Genomic DNA, 19,653 nt, shown 5'->3' on the forward strand with positions numbered 1-19,653 from the left:
TCTTTAGACCTCGGATAGGTTTTCCCGATATTTTTCGGGGAAAAGGAGCAGGAACGTCATGACCGAAATCTGGCACTCACTCCTCGCCAATCTTGCCCTGGTCTCCATCCTGGTCGTCGCCTGGGACCTTGTGGCCGATTTTACCGGACGCCTGCCGCGGCTGATACAGTCGCTGCTTCTCGGCTTGGTGATGTGCGCGGGATCGGTCATTTCGATGGCCACCGCGCTCAACGTCTCCGGCTTCGTCGTCGACCTGCGCGCCGCCTTTATCGCCGCCGCCGCGTTCTTCGGCGGATGGCCGGCAATGTTCGTGGCCACCATCGGCTCCGTCGCCTACCGCCTCTATCTGGGCGGGCAGGGCGCTAATGTCGGCGTCATGGGCATCCTGATCACCGCCATCGTCGGCATGGCGTGGTACCACGTCGTCGCGGTCCGCTCGCGCACCATGTTCGATATACTCGGCCTCGGCGTGTCCGTGGCGCTCGCCGGACTGATCACGCTCGTGGTGATCCCCCAGCAGGTTCTCACCGGCTTCATTCAGCAGAGCACGTGGCCCTCCCTCGTCTTCCGCTTCATCAGCACCTTCATCATCAGCGTGCTGCTCGACCGGCAGCAGCGACGTCGCGAACTTGCACTATCCAACATGGTCTACCGCGCCATGGTCCGCGAACTGCCGGATTGCCTCAACGTGAAGGATGTCGACGGCCGCTTCGTCGTCGCAAATCCAGCCACAGCCGAAATGGTGGGCGCCGCGTCGGTCGAGGACCTGATCGGCAAGACCGATTTCGATTTCTATCCGAAGGAGGTGGCCGAGCGCTTCAGGCAGGATGAGGCTGGCGCGCTGGAGGCCGGGCAGACGTCACGCATCGATCAGCCCGCGCAGTTCCCGGACGGCAGGCAGGGCTGGCTCTATACGATGAAGGCGCCATTCCGCGACCAGGCCGGCAAGACCGTCGGCGTCATCACCTACAATCGCGACATCACCGAGCAGAAGCGCAACGCCCAGCTCAAGAACGACTTCATCTCGACGGTCAGCCACGAATTGCGCACGCCGCTGACGTCCATCCGCGGCTCGCTCGGCCTCATTGCGGCCGGCGTCGCTGGCGAATTGTCGCCAAAGGCCGCCAACCTCGTCAACATCGCCCACAACAACAGCGAAAGGCTGGTTCTCCTGATCAACGATATTCTCGACATGGAGAAGATCGAATCGGGCGTGATCACCTTCAAGATCAAACAGATGGCGGTGCGTTCGGTGCTGGAGCAGGCCATAGCCGCAAGTTCCAATTACATGGCCGAGAACAAGATCCGCATGGTGCTGGTCGATGACGCCCCGCGCGCCGAGGCCAATATCGACCCGGACCGCCTGCATCAGGTGATGGCTAATCTGTTGTCGAATGCAATCAAGTTCTCCGAACCCGGCGGCACGGTGATGGTGAAGCTCCAGCGCCGCGACCGCGACATGCTGCGTATCTCGGTGATCGACCATGGCGCGGGCATTCCGGAGGCGTTCCGCAGCCGCATATTTGGAAAATTCGAGCAGGCGGATGCGTCGAGCACCCGCAAAAAGGGAGGCACCGGCCTGGGCTTGAGCATCGTCAAGACCATCGTCGAAAAGCTGGGCGGCGCCGTTTCCTTCGAAACCGAGGAGGGCAAGGGGACCTCGTTCCATGTCGACCTTGCCGAAGCGCACAGGCAGGCCGAGAAGCCGGTGATTGTCGAGCGCCGGGCGCGCAAGCGCGATGGTCGCCTGCGTGTCCTTATTTGCGAGGATGAGGCTGACATCGCTGTGGTGATCGCCGCTCTTCTCGACGCGGACGGCTTTTCCAGCGACGTCGCCCCCGATATCGACACCGCCAAGGCGCTTCTGAGCTCTCGCGACTATGTCGCGCTGACGCTGGACATCAAGCTTGCCGGCGAGTCCGGCATCAAGCTCTTCCATGATATCAGGGCATCACAGGCGAATTCCGACATTGCTGTCGTCGTCATCTCCGCCGTCGCCGACGAGGCCAGGCGTTCGCTGAACGGCACAGCCGTCGGCATCGTCGACTGGCTGGAGAAGCCAGTGGATTCGAAGCGGCTTCACGCGGCTCTCGCCAAGATCGTCGGCCGCAGGGTCGAGCCCAAGCCGCAGATTCTGCATGTCGAGGACGACGAGGGCGTGCTTGCGGTGATGTCGGAGGGGCTGGGTTCCGGCGTGTCGATCACCTCGGCAAGAACGCTGAAGGACGCGCGGGAGGCGATCGCGCGTCGTCGCTTCGATCTGGTCATTCTGGACATTGCGCTGCCCGATGGATCGGGGCTGGACCTTCTGACCGACCTACCGCTCGACACCGGGGTCATCGTGTTCTCGGCGGCGGAACTCGACCAGAAACTCGGCGACCGGGTGCAGGCGATCATGACCAAGACCAAGGCCTCGGAAATCGACGTCGCCAGGCTGGTCAAGAACATGCTGGCCTCGTCGCGCGACGGCGCCGCATTCGCCCATGCCAAGGAGTGACACCATGCCGGCAAGGATCCTCTATGTGGATGACGAAGACGACATCCGCGAAATCGCGCAGATGTCGCTGGAGCTCGATCCGGGATTCGAGGTGCGGTCCAGCGCCTCGGGCATCGAGGCGTTGACCGCCGCCGCCGCCTGGCAGCCGAACCTCATCCTGCTCGATGTGATGATGCCGGATATGGACGGGCCGGAAACCTTGAAGCGCCTGGGTGAAGCGCCGGCGACGGCATCGATACCGGTGGTGTTCATCACGGCGCGCACTCAGACGCATGAGGTGGAGCGCTATCTCGCCATGGGAGCGGTGGGCGTCATCGCCAAACCTTTCGACCCGATGGCGCTTGCCAGCGAAGTCAGGAAGCTGCTGTCGGCGGTCTGACGCGCCGTGGCGTTGGGAGAAGCTTGTCGGTTAGCTCAATATGGCGTTTACGCCTCCTATACCATGCCCCGATATTCATCTACTGATTGTATCGAAATGCGGCCGGCGCGAATCGCTTTGTATTTATGATTGCGCGGCCTTGGCCGGCGCGAGGTGGGTCCCGCGCGGCTTTCTGTTGTTGAACCGCTTTGGCGGATGTCGGTTCATATTTGGATTACTCCGGGGGGCGACGAGGCATAAACCGGAGCAGGACTGGTGGACGGAGCGAAGGCAAGAGTTCTGATCTGCGACGACGATCCCCTGTTGCTCGAGCTGATGGAATTCAGGCTGAGGGCGAAAGGGTACGAGGTCGACAAGGCCATGGACGGGGCCGAGGCGCTCTCGAAGGCGCGTGATCGGCCCGACATCATCGTGCTCGACGCGATGATGCCCAAGGCGGACGGCATCGAGGTGCTGGCCCGCATCAAGGGCGACCCGGCTCTGTCGGAAACCCCCGTCGTCATGCTGACCGCGCGCAAGGCGGAGAAGGACATCGTCGCGGCCCTGGAAAAGGGAGCCGACGACTATCTGGTCAAGCCATTCATTCCCGAGGAGCTTTTGGCCCGCCTTGCGCGTCTCATAGCCCGCAAGAGTGGGAAGCGCTGATGCGGCGCGGCCGGCGCGCAACCTTTGCCGCATGCATGTTCCTGGCGATCGTCGCGCCTTCCGGTGCCGCGTTGGCGCAGACCGTTGACGAGCTTTACGCATCCGCCGTCAAGGCAAGGCAGGCTGAGCATTTCGACGAGGCCGCCGACCTGCTCAAACGTGCGCTGGCGCTCGAGCCCGACAATGCCGATGCCCTGGTTCAGCTCGGCTTCGCCCAGCTGGGCCGCAACGATCTGACGGCGGCGCGCGATGCCTTTTCCAGGGCGCTCGCAATTGCCCCCACCTATCGCGATGCCAGTTTCGGCATGGCCGAGGTGGAGTTCCGCGCCGGCAATCTGGACGTGGCACTCCCGCTCGCCGAGAAGGTCGCTCAGGCCGACCCCGCCAATACCGACGCCGCCGCACTTGTCGAGAACATCCGCAAGGCCAAGCAGGCCGCTGGCGCCAAAGCCAAACAGGCCGCCGGCAGCAAGGCGAAGCCGACTGCAGCGGCAGATGCGCCGGCGAAGAAGCAGCAACGCGGGCCCGATCCGGTCGCTGGCCTGCTGGAGCAGGGCAGGCACCTGCGCACGGCAGGGAAGCTGTCTGAGGCCGAAACCGTCTATCGTCGCGCCCTCAAGCTTTCGCCAAGAAACACCGACCTTCTGGTCGCGCTCGGTCTTGTCGTGGGCTCCAGCCAGCGCTTCGACGAGGCCGGGCGCTTCTTCGACCGCGCGCTGGCCATCAGGCCCGGTCTGCTCGATGCGCGGCTGGGCAAGGTCCGCCTGGTGATCTGGCAGGGCGACACGCCGCGCGCCCGGGCGCAGGTCGACGACGTGCTGGCGACGGCGCCGAACAATGCCGAGGCGCTCGACCTCGACGGACGGATCGCTCTCCTCGACGGCGACGACGAGCGGGCCGGGCAATCGTTCCAGCGCGTGCTGGCGTCCGATCCGCGCAACACCGAGGCGCTGGTAGGGATCGGCGATGTGCGCCGCGCCCAGGGCGATGACGAGGCCGCGCGGCAGGCTTACAACCAGGCTTTAGCCATCGAGCCCGGCTCTTCCGAGATCGAGCAGAGGCTGGCCGTGCCGCCACCGCGCAAATGGCGGCTCGATATCGGCACAGAGGTGAGCGATCTCACCGATGGGCTCGGCGACTGGACCGACAGTTCGGCCGGCCTTGCCTATCGGCTGTCGCCGCGCACGACCATTTCGGGTCGCACGCGGCTGGCGACCCGCTTCGGCCACACCGACGTTCAGATCGAAGGCCGCATCGACCAGGCCTTGACTCCGGCCTTCTCGGCTTATGCGCTCGCCGCGGCGACGCCTGATGCCGACTTCCTGGCGCGCTATTCGGTCGGCGCCGGCGCGTCGTGGCAGATCGTGGCGCCGGCAAAGGCGTTCGGCCCGCTTTCGCTCAACATCGATGCCCGCTACGACAATTTCGCCGATGCGAACATCACCAGCATCTCGCCCTGGGTGCAGGGTTATTTGTTCGATGGACACCTGGGGCTTTCCGCCCGCTGGGTGCACGCCCAGGACAATATCGGCACACGCGCGGACGGCTATGTGCTGCGCACCGATCTCGCTGTGACGCCGCATGTCGACATCTTTGGCGGCTATGCCGACGCGCCCGAGATCGACGACGGCGCGCTGGTGCCGACCCGCACGGTCTTTGGCGGCATTTCCTGGGATGTCAGCGATCCGCTGACTCTGCGCGCCAGCTTCGCGCATGAACAACGACCTACATTCGACCGAAGCATATTCGGGCTCGGTCTGACAGCGCGGTTCTGATCATGTGGATGATCTGGGAGCTCTCCATTCTGCTCAGTGCTCTTTCCCTGCTGATCATGTTGTTCCTGATAGTCCGGCGGGTGCTGCAGGAGCACCGAGACAAGGCGGCGGCCGACCAGCGGCGCCAGCTTCTGACCGCGTTGATCGCCTTCACGGAAAACCGCGATAGCGAGGCCCTGAAGGCGGTGGTGCTCGGCGTGCCGGCGAGCGTTGCGATCAACGCCGGCTTCGAGTTCATTTCGCTGCTGCGCGGCGAGGAGCGTAACGGAGTGCTTGTCGCCTTCCACGAATGCGGTCTGCCAGCCCTCGTCGGCAGGCTGCTGGAACGGGGCAATGTGGCCGAACGCATCCACGCCGCCGAAATGCTGGCGGCGTTGGGTTCGGAGGATGCGACGGCAAGCCTGCTTTCGGCGCTCGACCATGACCGCTCGCGCGATGTCAGGATCGCGGCGGCAATCGCGCTTTGCGATCTCGGCAGCCTGCCGTTGCTCGGCATCGCGCTGGACAAGATCGGTGTGGCGGGGCAGCGCTCACGGCGCCTGATCGATCTGTTCAGGCGCTTTCCGCGCTCGCGCTTCAACGAGCTGGCGGTTCATGCATCGCGTGCGGACGCCGTGCCCTTCGTCAGGGCAGCCGCGATCGACGCGCTGGCGCGCACCGGCGGCTTTGGCTTTGCCGATTTCTTCGCCGGCCTGGCTCGCAGTGACTCGCCGGAGGTTGCCGCCGCGGCGCTGCGCGCGCTGGGCCTCACGGGGCACGGCGCGGCACCGGCCATCCTCGCTGTCGCAATGACGAACGCCGACTGGGATGTGCGCACCGCTGCCGCCGATGCCGCGGGCCGCCTCGGCCTTTCCGAGCTCGCCGCGCCGCTGTCCATGCTGATGGACGATGAGTTCTGGACCGTGCGCTATGCCGCGGCCAACGCGCTGCGTTCGCTGGGCAATCCGGGCGAGCGGCTGCTGCGCGAGATGGCCGGCAGCGAGGTCTCGCGCAGCCAGCGCACCGCTTCGCTTGTTCTTGCCGAGGGGCCGGCCGCATGATCGCTGATTGGAGCCACCAGATCGTTCTTGCCGCCACCATCCTGTCCTGGTTCATCATCGGGGCGGGACTGGCGCAGACGACGATCTATCTGCTGCAGCTGATCTTCGCCGGCTACGCGCTCTCCAAGCGCCCGCCGGTGGCGCGCTCGGCGCTGCTGTGGCACCGCTATGGCGACGTTGCGCCGCCGATCGCGCTCCTGGTGCCCGCCTATAACGAGGCGTTGAATGTGGTCGAGAGCGTCCATTCGATGCTGGCGCTCGAATATCCGAACTTCGAGGTGGTCGTCATCAATGACGGCTCGAAGGACGATACGCTGCAACGGCTCATCGAGGCCTTCAAGCTGACGAAGTTCCACCGGCCCTATGAGGAGGCGCTGGCGCATAAGCCGATCCGCGGCCTCTATTCCTCGCCGATGACCGAGCGGCTGTTCGTGGTCGACAAGGAGAATGGCGGCAAGGCCGACGCCCAGAATGCCGGCATCAATGTCTGCCGCGCGCCGCTCTTCTGCGTGATCGACGGCGACTCCATCCTCGAGCCCGATGCGCTGATGCGCGCCGCCCAGCCTTTCATCGACGACCCCGAGCGCACCATCGCCGTCGGCGGCACGATCCGCATCGCCAACGGCTCGAAGATCGAAGCGGGCAGGGTGCGCGAGATCCACCTGCCGCGCCGGCTGCTGCCGCTGTTCCAGGTGGTCGAATATCTCAGGGCCTTCCTCATGGCGAGGCTTGCCTGGAGCAGCATCAACACGCTGATGCTGGTGTCCGGCGCCTTCGGCATGTTCCGCCGCGCGGAAGTGGTGGCGGTCGGCGGGTTCACCAAGGGTTCGATGGGCGAGGACCTCGACCTCGTCATCAAGCTGCACCGCCACATGCGCGATATCGGGCGAAAATACCGCATCCAGTTCATTCCGGAGCCGGTGTGCTGGACCGAGGCGCCGGAAACGCTGAGCGTGCTTGCAAGACAGCGCTCGCGCTGGCAGCGCGGCGCGCTCGAATGCTTCTTCCGCTACCGCTCCATGCTGTTCAACCCGCGCTATGGCCGCGTCGGCTTCCTCGGCTTCGGCCACATCCTGATCGTCGACGTGCTGGGGCCGGTGGCGGAGGTGCTGGGCTACATCCTGATCCCGGCCTTCTGGCTGCTCGGCATCCTGTCGGCCGAATATCTCCTGGCCTTCACCGCGCTGATCTTCACCTATGGCGTCACCGTCAGCGTCTGCTCGCTGATTCTGGAGGAGGCCGAACTGCAGCGCTTTCCGCGCGCCAGGGATCTGGCCGTGCTGACGGCGGCGGCCGTGATCGAGAATTTCGGCTACCGTCAGCTCAACAATTTCTGGCGCGTGAAGGGCTGGTGGCAATATCTGCGCGGCAATCAGGGCTGGGGCGAGATGACCAGGACCGGCCTCGGCGGCGCCAAGAAATAGGCATGACCGGCCGTCCTATTTCAGCGTGCGCTCGATCTCCGCGATGAGCGCGTCGAGCGCGGTGCGGACCGTCCCCCCATCCGCCTGTTCGACCAGCAGCGTCTCCAACGCCGATGCTCGTGCGCTGATCTCGGCGTATCCGAACGTTCCCGCAGCGCCGGCGAGCGAGTGGGCGATCCGGATCAGCGGGTCGTTGGAACGGATAGGTGAGGAACCCTGCCCATCGGCGATGGCCTTCAGCTCGGCAAGCTGATCGGCGCACCGGGTGAGGAAACGTTGACGCAACGGGGCGAAAGGATCGTTCGAGATGAGGCTGCGCTCCATTCAGAGACATGTGTGCGCCAGCCGCGCCGAACGGTCCAGATGCTCACTTGTTTTTTCTGTGGGGGCGTCTTCAGGGCAGCGGAAACGCCAAATCGCTAACCCTTTGTTTTTTCTGGTCGGAGTGGCAGGATTTGAACCTGCGACCCCCTCGTCCCGAACGAGGTGCGCTACCAGACTGCGCTACACTCCGCGACCAGACCGCGGGCTTATAGCCGCCACTTTCCGATACTGCAAGCGGCAATGGTTGCACTTCTGTCGCATTTGTTCGCTTTCGCGAGAAGCCGGTCGGGTCCGCCGCGAAAATGCCCGGCCTTTGGTCCAATGGCTTCGCTCCGGATCGGCTTCCGAATCGGGTAAATACGACGTGGAGGCGGGTGTGCTATCGATCGACCAACTCCAGAGCGAGACCTGAATGAGCCAGCGCATCGTCAGTTTCGTCATGAGCGGCGGCGTCGGCTCCCGGCTGTGGCCATTGTCGCGCGAGGACAATCCCAAGCAGTTCCACGACTTCTCCGGCGACGGTTCGATGCTGGCCAGGACCTTGCGCCGGCTAGCGGCACGGCCTGAAGGCGCCACACCGATCTTCCTGATCGCCTCGGAACGCCACGCCGAGCGCGTCCATGCCGACCTTGCCGGTCTCGATCTCGGCGGCGGCGGACCGCTGTTCGAGCCGACGGGCCGCAACACGGCGGCCGCCGTGGCGCTGGCCAGCCTGCGGACGCTCTCCGAATATGGCGACGAGCTGGTGCTGGCTGTCCCTTCCGATCACGAGATCTCGACGTCGAACCAGTTCTGGCAAAGCATCGAGGCGGGCGCAGCCGCTGCCAACGTCGGCCGGCTCGTGGTGTTCGGCCTCAAGCCGACGCAGCCCGAGACCGGCTATGGCTATATCGAGGTCGGAGCCGACAAGGACGGCGTGTTCGATGTCTCGCGCTTCGTCGAGAAACCCGATCTCGCCACCGCGCAGGCCTATCTCGAGGCCGGCAGTTTCTACTGGAACACCGGCATCTTCCTGTTCCGCGCCGGCGCCATGCGCGATGCCTTCGCCGCGCTTGCGCCTGATATCTGGCAGGCGTCCGAAGCGGCCTATCGGGCCGCGACGAGCGATCTGTCCGGTCTCTACATGCCGCTGGATCTCTATTCCGCGATCCCGTCGACCTCGATCGATTACGCCATCATGGAACGTGCGAAAGACATCGCCATGGTGCCGGCCGGCTTCCGCTGGAACGATCTCGGCTCCTGGCAGTCGCTGCTCGACGTCGGCCCTTCCGACGGACAGGGCAATGTCATCGTCGGCGACGTCGTCGCCATCGATTGCGAGAACTCCTATATCCGCAGCGAGGGTCGCCTGCTGTCGGCGATCGGCATGAAGGACGTGGCCATCGTCTCCACCGCAGACGCGACTTTCGTCGCCCCTGTCAGCCACAGCCAGCACGTCAAGAAGATCGTCGAGCAACTGGAAAAGTCGGGCCGGCTGGAGACCAGGTTCACGCCCGCGCCCGACCGCGTCATCGAGACCGGCGCCTGGCAGCGGCGCGTGCATCACTGGCTGTTCGACGAGACGCTGCCGTTATGGTCGACATCGGGTGTCGACGAGCATTATGGCGGCTTTCACGAGGCGCTCGGCCTCGACGCCGCGCCGCTGATGAAACCCAAGCGCATGCGCACGCAGGCGCGCCAGGTCTATGCTTTCGCGGTCGCCAAGGAGCGCGGCTGGGACGGCCCGGCCGATCGGCTGATCGCGCACGGCATCGACTTCATGGCCGGTCAGGGCCGCACGAAGCGCGGCGGCTGGGTGCGCACGCTCAACATCGACGGCTCGGTCGCCGATCCGGTCGAAGACGCCTACGATCATTCCTGCGTGCTTCTGGCGCTGGCGCATGCTCATATCTCAGGCCATCCCGATGCCTTGCGGCTCGGTGAGGAGACCTTCGCCTTCCTCGACGCGCACCTCGAAGACAGCCGCATGACCGGCTTTCTGGAAACCTCCGACGGCGCGGACGAGCGGCGCTCCAACCCGCATATGCATTTTCTGGAGGCCTTCCTAGCCTGGCATCAGGCAACCGGAGATCGCGCCTATCTGCGCCGCGCCGCGCGCATCATCGACCTCTTCCGCAGTCATTTCTTCGATGCCGAGAGCTGGACGCTTGGCGAATATTTCGACGAGGGCTGGAGGCCGGCGGCTAACGGGAAGGGCAGCTGGACCGAGCCCGGCCATCATTTCGAATGGGCAGCGCTGTTGGTCGATTTCGCCGCCCGCAGCGGCCAGAGCGAGCTCAGCGGTTTCGCCCGCAAGCTCTACGCCTCGGCCATCGCCAACGGCCTCAACCGCGCCACCGGGCTCGCTTATGGCGCCGTCTCGCGCCAGGGCCTGCCGCTCGACCTGGTGTCGCGCAGCTGGCCGCAGGCGGAGGCGGTGAAGGCCGCGATAGCGCTCGACGGCTCCGGCGGGCCCGACCTCAAGCCGGAGATCGAGGCGCGAGTCGGCCGGCTGTTCCGCTGGCACATCGATCCGGCGCCGCTCGGCCTTTGGATCGACCGCATCGACGAGCGCGGCCGCTCGCTGGCGACCGACGTGCCCGCCAGTATCTTCTACCATCTGGTCTGTGCGCTGACGCAGTATCTGGACGGGACGGCGGAGAAGCCTCAGTAAGGCGCCGCCACGTCCCCCGTCTCGACATAGACCGCCTTCAGCTGCGAATAGAGCGCCAGCGCGGCAAGTGAATTCTCGCGGCCGATGCCGGATTGCTTGACGCCGCCGAAGGGCATTTCCACCGGCGTGAGATTATAGGCGTTGATCCAGCAGGTGCCGGCCTGCAACTCGGCGATGACGCGGTGCGCGCGCGGCAGGTCGCGCGTGAACACGCCGGCGGCAAGGCCGAACTCGGTGTCATTGGCGCGCTCGATCACCTCGTCCTCGCCGTCGAATTTCAAGACGCTCATCACCGGGCCGAAAATCTCTTCGCGTGCGATCCGCATGTTGTCGGTCACGCCGGTGAAGACGGTCGGCTCTATGAAGCAGCCCCCATCGAAGCCCTGCAATGACGGCACGTGGCCGCCGCAGGCGAGCTGAGCGCCATCCTGCTTGCCGGCTTCGATGTAGGAGACGACCTTGTCCTGCTGCGCCTTGTTGACCAGCGGCCCCATCTGCGTCTCAGGATCGAGCGGGTCGCCGATGCGGATCTTCTTGGTGCGCTCGACCAGCCGCTCGACGAAGCGGTCATGCAGGCCTGCCTGCACGAAGACGCGCGTGCCGTTGGAGCAGATCTGGCCGGAGGAGTAAAAATTGCCGAGCATGGCGCCGCCGATGGCGTTCTCGAGATCGGCGTCGTCGAAGACGATCAGCGGCGACTTGCCGCCGAGCTCCATCGTCGCGTGCTTCATCTTCGAGCCGGCAAGCGACAGGACCTTGCGGCCGGTCGGCACCGAGCCGGTCACCGAAACCTTGGCCACGACATCATGGCCGACGAGACCGGCGCCGACATCGCCATAACCCTGCACGACGTTGAACAGCCCGTCGGGCAGGCCGGCTTCCGAGTAGATCTCGGCCAGCGCCAGCGCCGACAGCGGCGTGTTCTCCGAAGGCTTGAACACCATGGCGTTGCCCATGGCCAAAGCCGGAGCCGATTTCCAGCCGGCGATCTGGATCGGATAGTTCCAGGCACCGATGCCGACGCAGACGCCAAGCGGCTCGCGCCTTGTGTAGGCGAACGGTCCGCCGAGATCGATCATCTCGCCGTTGAAGGTGGCCACTGCGCCGGCGAAATATTCGAGGCAATCAGCGGCCGAAGGCGCATCCGCCACCAGCGTCTCCTGGATGGCCTTGCCGGTGTCCAGCGTCTCGATCCGCGCCAGATCGGCATTGCGCGCACGCAGAATGTCGGCGGCGCGGCGCAGGATGCGGCCGCGCTCGACGGGCTTTATGCACGCCCAGGCCGGCTGCGCCGCGCGTGCCGCCTCGATCGCCAACTCCAGCACATTCGGCGTCGCCGAATGCAGCGTGGCGATTGTCTCTCCCGTTGCCGGATAGATCACCGGCAGTGGTGCGCCGCCCTCATCCTCGATATAGCGGCCGTTGACATAGTGCGAGGCCGTTGGCTGGGCGCGCATGCTGTTCTCCATTGATGGTCGCTGGGCGGGGAGGGCGCCCGCGCGACAATGCCCTATCGGTCCGCCACCTGCCAGCGCGGATTGATCCAGGGTTCCTGGTTGGACGGCGCCAGCGGCGTGCGGCCGAGAATGTGGTCGGACGCCTTCTCGCCGGTCATGATCGAGGGCGCGTTGAGATTGCCGTTGGTCACCCGCGGGAAGATCGAGGAATCGGCGACGCGTAGCCCCTCGACGCCGATCACCCGGCACTCCGGATCGACGACGGCGGTCAAATCGTCGGCGCGTCCCATCCTGCAGGTGCCGCAGGGATGGTAGGCGCTCTCGGCATGGTCGCGGATGAAGGCGTCGAGCTCGTCGTCCGACCGCACGTGACTGCCCGGCGAAATCTCCTTGCCTCGAAAACCATCGAAGGCCTTCTGGCCAAAGATCTCGCGCGTCAGCCGGATGCAATGGCGAAACTCGCTCCAGTCGTCCGGATGCGACATGTAGTTGAAGCGGATCACCGGCTTGGCGCGGGCGTCGGGCGAGCGCAGCGTCACCGAGCCCCTCGACTTCGAGCGCATCGGCCCGACATGCGCCTGGAAACCATGCGACTTCGCCGCCGCCTTGCCGTCATAGCGCACCGCCGCCGGGATGAAGTGGTATTGGATATCGGGATAGTCGACGCCGGCAGCAGAGCGCACGAAGGCCGCCGCCTCGAAATGGTTGGTGGCGCCCAGCCCGGTCTTGAAGAACAACCACTGCGCGCCGATCATTGCCTTGGAGAAAGGGTTGAGCACGGAATTCAACGTGATCGGCTTGGTCGCTTCCTGCTGGATGTAGAGCTCCAGATGGTCCTGCAGATTGGCGCCGACGCCCGGGCGGTCGGCGACCACCTGAATACCGTTTTCCTGAAGATGCGCGCCTGGGCCGATGCCGGACAGCATGAGGATCTTGGGCGAATTGATCGAGGATGCCGCGACGATCACCTCGCGCCGCGCCTTAACGACCTGAATCTTTTTGTTAGCTTCGATCTCGACGCCGATGGCGCGTTGATTCTCGATGACCACGCGGCGGGCGAAACCCTTGACCAGGCTAACATTTCCGCGCTTCAGAGCCGGCTTAAGATAGGCATTCGCCGCCGACCAGCGGCGGCCGCCCAGAATGGTCTGCTCCATCGGCCCGAAACCCTCCTGCTTCGAGCCGTTATAGTCGTCGGTGAGCTCGAACCCGGCCTGACGGCCGGCCTCGACGAAGGCGCCGTAGAGCGGGTTTTTGCGTGGACCGCGCTGCACGTGCAGCGGGCCGCTTTTGCCCCGCCAGCCGTCTTCGCCGCCGTCGGAATCCTCCATGCGCTTGAAGTAGGGCAGCACGTCGGCGAAAGCCCATCCGGTCGCGCCCTGTTCGGCCCAGTGGTCGAAGTCATGCGCATGACCGCGCACATAGACCATGCCGTTGATCGAGGACGAGCCGCCGATCACCTTGCCGCGCGGCGTCGCCAGCACGCGGCCGCCGAGATGCGGCTCCGGCTCGCTGGCAAAGCCCCAGTCGTAAAGGCTCATGTTGAGCGGGATCGACAGCGCCGACGGCATCTGGATCAGCGGCCCGATGTCGGTGCCGCCGAACTCGATGACGATCACCGAATGCTTGCCGTCCTCTGACAGCCTGTAGGCCATGGCCGAACCGGCGGAGCCGGAACCGATGATGACGAAATCCGCTTCAAGCATCGTTCATATGCGCCCATCGTTCATATGCGAGATGAAATCGGCGAGCGAGACATTGCCGCCGGTAGCCACAACCAGGACGGTCTTGCCCGCCACATCCACCTTGCCGCCGAGCAGCGCCGCCAGCGACGCTGCGCCCGAGGGCTCCAGCACCAGTTTCATCCGCTCGAAGGCGATCTTCATCGCACGCCGCACCGATTGATCGTCGACGGTGACGCCGCGCACGCCGGCGGCACTCACCGCCGCGAACGGCGCCTCGCCGGGTTTGCGCGCCATCAGCCCGTCGCAGATCGATTTCGGGCCGATCGGCATCGTTTCGATCGCGCCATGCGCCAATGACGAGCCCATGCCGTTGAAACCCTCGGGTTCGACGGCGATGATCTCGGTCTTCGGCGACAGATAGTGGAAGGCGAGCGAGACGCCGCCGATCAGCCCGCCGCCACCGACCGAACAGAAGACGAGATCGGCGTGAACCTTCTTCGCCGCCAATTGATCGAGCGCTTCCAGCCCGGCGCCGGCCTGGCCGGCGACGATCTCGGGATCGTCAAAAGGATGGAGAAGCGTGAGATGCTCGGTCTCGGCGATCTCGCGCGCCTTGGCGGCCGCGACTTCCTCGCGGGCGCGGTCGCCATGATCGGTCAGCACGACGCGCGCGCCGTAGCCGGCGGTGGCATCCCGCTTGGCGGCGGGCGCATCGATCGGCATGACGATGGTGACGGGAATGCCGAGCGCCTGGCCCGCCGCCGCCAGCCCTTGCGCGAAATTGCCGGAGGAATAGGCGACGACGCCCTTCTTCGCAGCATCCGCCGACAACTGCTTCAGCCGCCAATAGGCGCCGCGCACCTTGAAGGAGCCCGCCCATTGCAACGACTCCGGTTTGACGAAGACGCGCGCCGCGCCCATCTCCCTGGCAAGCGCTGCCGACTCCAGCAGCGGCGTCTCCTGCGTGGCCGCCGAGGTGACGGCATAGGCGTGCTTCAGATGATCGAGGGTTGGGACGAGAACGTCTGCCATCATTCGCCTCTCGGATACCGTTTGCTCTCTTCGAGATTGTCGAGGTTCATGTGATTGCGCATGTAGCGCTCCGACGCCTTCTGCAGCGGCTGGAAATCCCAGGGATAGTAGGCGCCGTTGCGCAGTGCCGGATAGACGACCCAGCGGCGCGCCTGGCTTTCGCGCACGGCGGCGTCGAAACCGGCCATATCCCAGCGGGCGCGGACCTTTTCCATGAACGCCGCCACCAGGGCCGCATTCGCCGGATATTCAGCCAGATTGTCGCGCTCGAGCGGATCGGCTTCGCAATCGAAGAGCTGCGGCGGGTCGAGCTCGCAATGGACGAACTTGTATTTGCCGTCGCGGACGGCGACCAGCGGTGCGTATGACCCTTCGGCGGCATACTCGATCAACACCGGCGCCGTGCGCGCCTTGCCGTCGAGCAGCGGCAGCAGCGACTGGCCATCGGTCCAAGGCGCGATTTCAGCGATGTCGATGCCGGCGAGGTCGCAGAGCGTCGGCGTCACGTCGAGATTGGAAACCGGCGCCTTGATCAGCCCTGCCGGCACGCCCTTGCCGGCGATCATCAGCGGCACGCGCGCCGAGCCCTCGAAGAAGCTCATCTTGAACCACAGGCCGCGCTCGCCCAGCATGTCGCCGTGATCCGAGCAGAACAGGATGGTGGTGTCGTCGAGCATGCGGGCGCGCTTGAGAACGTCCAGGAGCTCGCCGAGCTTGTCGTCGACATACGAAATGTTGGCGAAATAGCCGCGCCGCGAACGGCGCACCTGCTCAGGCGTAATCTCGAAGGATTGATAGTCGCTGGCGCGGTAGAGCCGCTGCGAATGCGTGTCCTGCCGGTCATGCGGAATGAACGGTGTTTCAGGATCGAGCGCCTGGCAGTTCTCGTACAGATCCCAGTACTGCTTGCGCGCGACATAGGGATCATGTGGATGCGACAGCGAAACGGTCAGGCACCACGGCCGGCGGCCAGCATCGTCCTGTTCGCGCGACAGCTGGTAGAGTTTCTGCGAGGCGAGGAACACGACCTCGTCGTCATATTCCATCTGGTTGGTGGTTTCAGCGATGCCGGCTCCGGTCACCGAGCCCATATTGTGATACCACCAGTCGATGCGTTCGCCAGGCTTGCGGTAGTCCGGCGTCCAGCCGAAATCAGCCGGGTAGATGTCCGTGGTGAGCCGCTCCTCGAAGCCGTGCAACTGGTCTGGCCCGACGAAATGCATCTTGCCGGACAGGCAGGTGTAGTAGCCGGCGGCGCGCAGATGATGCGCGAAGGTCGGGATCGAGGAGGTGAACTCGGCTGCGTTGTCGTAGACGCCGGTTCGAGACGGCAACTGGCCGCTCATGAAGGAGGCCCGGCCGGGCGCGCAAAGCGGCGAGGCGGTATAGTTGTTGGCAAAGCGCGCCGAGCGGGCGGCCAGCGCCTTCAGATGCGGCACATGCAGGAAGTCGGCCGGTCCATCGGGGAACAGGGTGCCGTTGAGCTGATCGACCATGACGATCAGGAAATTGGGTCGCCGGGTGATCAAGGCAGGCTCCGTCCATTGAGCTTGGTTTCGAGATAGTCCTCGACGAGCGCGATCGCGGTCTGTGCGTCGGGTACGCCATCCTTCAGCGCACGCCTGATGTAGAGCCCGTCGATCAGCGCCGCGGTCGCTTCCGCCACTCGATCCGCCTCGGCCCTTGGCAGTATGCCGGTCAGCCCGCTCATCAGGTTCGAATGCAAACGCCGCGCATAGATGCGCAGCAGCCGCCGCAGCTCAGTCGATTTCTGCGCCTCGACATAGAAGGCGAGCCAGGCGGCGATGATTTGAGGCTGGAACTGATCTTCGGAGAAGCTGACCGCAACGACGGCCGAGACGCGCTGGCGCGGCGTGACGGTGTGGCCCACCGCGCGTCGCGTGTCGATGTTGAGCTCGGCCAGGATATGCCGCATCGTCGCGAACAGCAGCTCGTCCTTGGCGCCGAAATAGTGGTGCGCCAGCGCCGACGACACGCCCGCGCGCCCCGCGATCTCCGACATCGTCACGTCCAGCGATCCGCGCTCGCCGATCGCAGAGATCGTCGCGCTAATCAGCGCCTTGCGGCGCACTGGCTCCATTCCGATTTTCGGCATTTGGGGATCCGGTTTGGCAGCTAGATTATTTTTTATTGACGGATCAATCAATAAAAAATCCGACCTCGGATCAACCGATCGTGTCGTTCTGGCCCATCGCGGACATCTGGAAAACGGTTCACTATTGAACAATATTGAATCACGTGCCGCGCGCGATCATGGTAGCGTGTGTTGAGGTTCAGGTCAGCCCGCGCCGAGAGTGGCGATTTTTCGAGTACCGGAGCGGAGCGTACTTAAGTACGTGAGCACCGGAAGCGCAGGAAATCGTCATTCGCAGGCCGGCATCACCTGAAGATCAACATACGCTGGGCTCGGCGGCAAATGGAGGCTGTTATGACTGCATGCATCGTCGGCTGGGCGCATTCGCGCTTCGGCAAACTCGAAGGCGAGACGCTGGAGGGGCTGATCACCAAGGTCGCCGTCGAGGCGCTCGATCATGCCGGCATCGGCCCGGACGATGTCGACGAGATCGTGCTCGGCCATTTCAACGCCGGCTTCTCGCCGCAGGATTTCACCGCGAGCCTTGTGCTGCAGGCCGACGACCGGCTCCGCTTCAAGCCGGCGACGCGCGTCGAGAATGCCTGCGCCACCGGCTCGGCCGCCGTCCGCCAAGGCATCCGCGCCATCGACGCCAACGCCGCCCGCGTCGTGCTGGTGGTCGGCGCCGAGCAGATGACGACCACGCCCGGGCCCGAGATCGGCAAGAACCTGCTCAAGGCTTCCTATCTGCCGGAGGACGGCGAGACGCCGGCCGGCTTCGCCGGCGTCTTCGGCAAGATCGCACAAGCCTATTTCCAGCGTTATGGCGACCAGTCGGACGCGCTCGCCATGATCGCCGCCAAGAACCATAAAAACGGCGTCGACAATCCCTATGCGCAGATGCGCAAGGATTTCGGCTACGAATTCTGCCGCCAGGAAAGCGAGAAGAACCCGTTCGTCGCCGGTCCCCTGAAGCGCACCGATTGCTCGCTTGTGTCGGATGGCGCGGCGGCCCTTGTGCTCACCGACACCGCGACGGCGCTGAGGATGCGCCGCGCCGTGACCTTCCGCGCCAACGAGCATGTCCAGGATTTTCTGCCGATGTCGAAGCGCGACATCCTCTCCTTCGAGGGCTGCGAGCGTGCCTGGGAGCAGGCGCTGAAGAAGGCCGGCGTGACGCTCGACGACCTTTCCTTCGTCGAGACGCATGACTGCTTCACCATTGCCGAATTGATCGAATACGAGGCGATGGGGCTGGCCAAGCCCGGCGAGGGCGCCAAGCTGGCGCTGGACGGCACCACGGCCAGGGATGGCCGCCTGCCGGTCAATCCATCCGGCGGCCTGAAGGCCAAGGGCCACCCGATCGGCGCCACCGGCGTTTCGATGCATGTGCTGACCGCCATGCAGCTGACCGGCGAGGCGGGCGGCATCCAGGTGCCGGGCGCGAAACTCGGCGGCATCTTCAACATGGGCGGTGCTGCCGTCGCCAACTACGTTTCCATTCTCGACCGCATCAGGTAGAAGCGGCCCGCGTAAAGCCGCGCCCTCTGGGGCGCGCGTGCGGGAGGCAACATGACAAATCCGGTTCTGGTCGAAGTCACACGCGGTGCGGTGATCGAAAGCGTTCATCGCGGCGCCGTCAGCGTGTTCGACGCCGACGGCAAGCCGGTCTGGGAGATCGGCGATACGGAGCGCCCGGTGTTCCCGCGCTCGGCCGTGAAAGCGATCCAGGCATTGCCGCTGGTCGAAAGTGGTGCTGCCGACGCCTACGGCTTTGGCAACCGCGAATTGGCGCTGGCCTGCGCCTCGCATTCCGGAGAGCCGGCGCATGTCGAATTGGCCTCGGCGATGCTCGCCAAGGCCGGCCTCGACAAAACCGCGCTGGAATGCGGCGCGCATTGGCCATCGAACCATGCCGCCGAGATCGCGCTTGCCCGCGCAGGCGGCGCACCGAACGCGCTTCACAACAACTGCTCCGGCAAGCATTCCGGCTTCGTTTGCACCTGCGTGCATGCCGGCATCGCGCACGCCGGCTATGTCAAGTCAGGTCATGCGCAGCAGGAGATGGTGCGCGACGCCATGCAAGCCGTGACGGGCGCGGCGCACGGCGTCGACAATAGCGGCATCGACGGCTGCTCGATCCCGACCTATGCCGTGCCGTTAAAAAGCTTTGCGCTGGGCTTTGCCCGCATGGCGACGGGCAGGGGCTTTGCGCCCGAACGCGCCAAGGCGGCAAAGCGGTTGCTTTCGGCCTGCATGGCCGAGCCGTTCCTGGTCGCGGGCACCGGCAAGGCCGATGTCGCGCTGATGCAGGCCGCGCCCGGCCGCATCTTCGTCAAGACCGGCGCCGAAGGCGTCTATTGCGCGGCACTGCCCGAGCTCGGCCTCGGCATCGCTTTGAAATGCGATGACGGTGCCGCCAGAGGGTCCGAGGTGATGATCGCCGCCGTGCTGGCAAAGCTGCTGAGCTCGGATGAAGCGGTTGCGGCAAAGCTCAGTGAACTCGCCCATCCCGCAGTTGAAAGCCGCATCGGCGCCAAGGTCGGCTTGCTGCGGCCGACTGCGGCGCTGAACTAGCGCGTTCGCCCACTCACGAGCATCTGCCGGGCGGGTAAGCCCAAGACAGAAATTATGTGCTAGCCTCCAC

At 65.0% G+C, this 19,653-nt stretch carries 15 protein-coding genes and 1 tRNA gene; 9 read left to right on the forward strand and 7 right to left on the reverse strand.

Features of this window, described 5'->3' with window-relative positions:
* Positions 1–58: 58 nt before the first annotated feature.
* From DPM33_RS03440 to DPM33_RS03465, 6 genes are all read left to right on the forward strand, one after another.
* Entirely contained in the window at positions 59–2,497 is a 2,439-nt protein-coding gene (locus DPM33_RS03440; protein ID WP_112095527.1) for an ATP-binding protein, read from the forward strand.
* 4 nt (positions 2,498–2,501) lie between these two features.
* On the forward strand, positions 2,502–2,876 hold the full coding sequence (locus tag DPM33_RS03445; protein WP_112095529.1) for a response regulator: 375 nt from the start codon (positions 2,502–2,504) through the stop codon (positions 2,874–2,876).
* 255 nt (positions 2,877–3,131) lie between these two features.
* On the forward strand, positions 3,132–3,521 hold the full coding sequence (locus DPM33_RS03450; protein WP_112095531.1) for a response regulator transcription factor: 390 nt from the start codon (positions 3,132–3,134) through the stop codon (positions 3,519–3,521).
* Positions 3,521–5,296: a YaiO family outer membrane beta-barrel protein gene (locus tag DPM33_RS03455; protein WP_112095533.1), complete on the forward strand. Its 1,776-nt coding sequence runs from the start codon at positions 3,521–3,523 to the stop codon at positions 5,294–5,296. Before DPM33_RS03450 ends, DPM33_RS03455 begins: the two co-directional genes overlap by 1 nt.
* Positions 5,297–5,304: 8 nt before the next feature.
* Positions 5,305–6,336, forward strand: coding sequence for a HEAT repeat domain-containing protein (locus DPM33_RS03460; protein ID WP_245441978.1), 1,032 nt, complete (start codon positions 5,305–5,307; stop codon positions 6,334–6,336).
* Positions 6,333–7,760: a glycosyltransferase family 2 protein gene (locus DPM33_RS03465; protein WP_167448932.1), complete on the forward strand. Its 1,428-nt coding sequence runs from the start codon at positions 6,333–6,335 to the stop codon at positions 7,758–7,760. Before DPM33_RS03460 ends, DPM33_RS03465 begins: the two co-directional genes overlap by 4 nt.
* A gap of 15 nt (positions 7,761–7,775) precedes the next feature.
* Here DPM33_RS03465 and DPM33_RS03470 read toward each other — a convergent pair whose 3' ends face one another.
* Together DPM33_RS03470 and DPM33_RS03475 are read right to left on the reverse strand one after the other, a co-directional pair.
* The gene (locus DPM33_RS03470; RefSeq protein ID WP_112095537.1) at positions 7,776–8,084 is read right to left on the reverse strand and encodes an Hpt domain-containing protein; all 309 of its coding nucleotides are present in this window, start codon (positions 8,082–8,084) and stop codon (positions 7,776–7,778) included.
* A 113-nt stretch (positions 8,085–8,197) separates the two neighbouring features.
* Positions 8,198–8,274 (reverse strand) — tRNA-Pro (locus tag DPM33_RS03475).
* Positions 8,275–8,496: 222 nt separating this feature from the next.
* Here DPM33_RS03475 and DPM33_RS03480 point away from each other — a divergent pair.
* Positions 8,497–10,737 (forward strand): AGE family epimerase/isomerase, encoded by a 2,241-nt coding sequence (locus tag DPM33_RS03480; protein ID WP_112095539.1) that lies wholly within the window; start codon positions 8,497–8,499, stop codon positions 10,735–10,737.
* Here DPM33_RS03480 and betB read toward each other — a convergent pair.
* From betB to betI, 5 genes are read right to left on the reverse strand one after another with little or no spacing between them, the layout of a single operon-like run.
* Complete coding sequence (gene betB, locus DPM33_RS03485) at positions 10,731–12,194, reverse strand: betaine-aldehyde dehydrogenase (protein WP_112095541.1); 1,464 nt, start codon at positions 12,192–12,194, stop codon at positions 10,731–10,733. The two genes, DPM33_RS03480 and betB, sit on opposite strands and share 7 nt — an antisense overlap.
* A 53-nt stretch (positions 12,195–12,247) precedes the next feature.
* Positions 12,248–13,900 (reverse strand): choline dehydrogenase, encoded by a 1,653-nt coding sequence (gene betA, locus DPM33_RS03490; protein ID WP_112095543.1) that lies wholly within the window; start codon positions 13,898–13,900, stop codon positions 12,248–12,250.
* A 3-nt stretch (positions 13,901–13,903) separates the two neighbouring features.
* Positions 13,904–14,914, reverse strand: a complete 1,011-nt coding sequence (locus DPM33_RS03495; protein ID WP_167448933.1) for a threonine/serine dehydratase family protein — start codon at positions 14,912–14,914, stop codon at positions 13,904–13,906.
* The gene (betC, locus tag DPM33_RS03500; protein WP_112095545.1) at positions 14,911–16,440 is read right to left on the reverse strand and encodes a choline-sulfatase; all 1,530 of its coding nucleotides are present in this window, start codon (positions 16,438–16,440) and stop codon (positions 14,911–14,913) included. The genes DPM33_RS03495 and betC overlap by 4 nt, the downstream gene beginning before the upstream one ends.
* Entirely contained in the window at positions 16,437–17,027 is a 591-nt protein-coding gene (gene betI, locus DPM33_RS03505) for a choline-binding transcriptional repressor BetI (protein ID WP_112095548.1), read from the reverse strand. Before betI ends, betC begins: the two co-directional genes overlap by 4 nt.
* 333 nt (positions 17,028–17,360) lie before the next feature.
* Between betI and DPM33_RS03510 the strand changes: the two genes are divergently transcribed.
* Complete coding sequence (locus DPM33_RS03510; RefSeq protein WP_112095550.1) at positions 17,361–18,527, forward strand: acetyl-CoA acetyltransferase; 1,167 nt, start codon at positions 17,361–17,363, stop codon at positions 18,525–18,527.
* 51 nt (positions 18,528–18,578) lie between these two features.
* Entirely contained in the window at positions 18,579–19,583 is a 1,005-nt protein-coding gene (locus tag DPM33_RS03515) for an asparaginase (RefSeq protein WP_112095552.1), read from the forward strand.
* Positions 19,584–19,653 lie beyond the last annotated feature (70 nt).

Origin of the sequence: Mesorhizobium hawassense, from assembly GCF_003289945.1 — a bacterium.
GTDB lineage: Bacteria > Pseudomonadota > Alphaproteobacteria > Rhizobiales > Rhizobiaceae > Mesorhizobium > Mesorhizobium hawassense.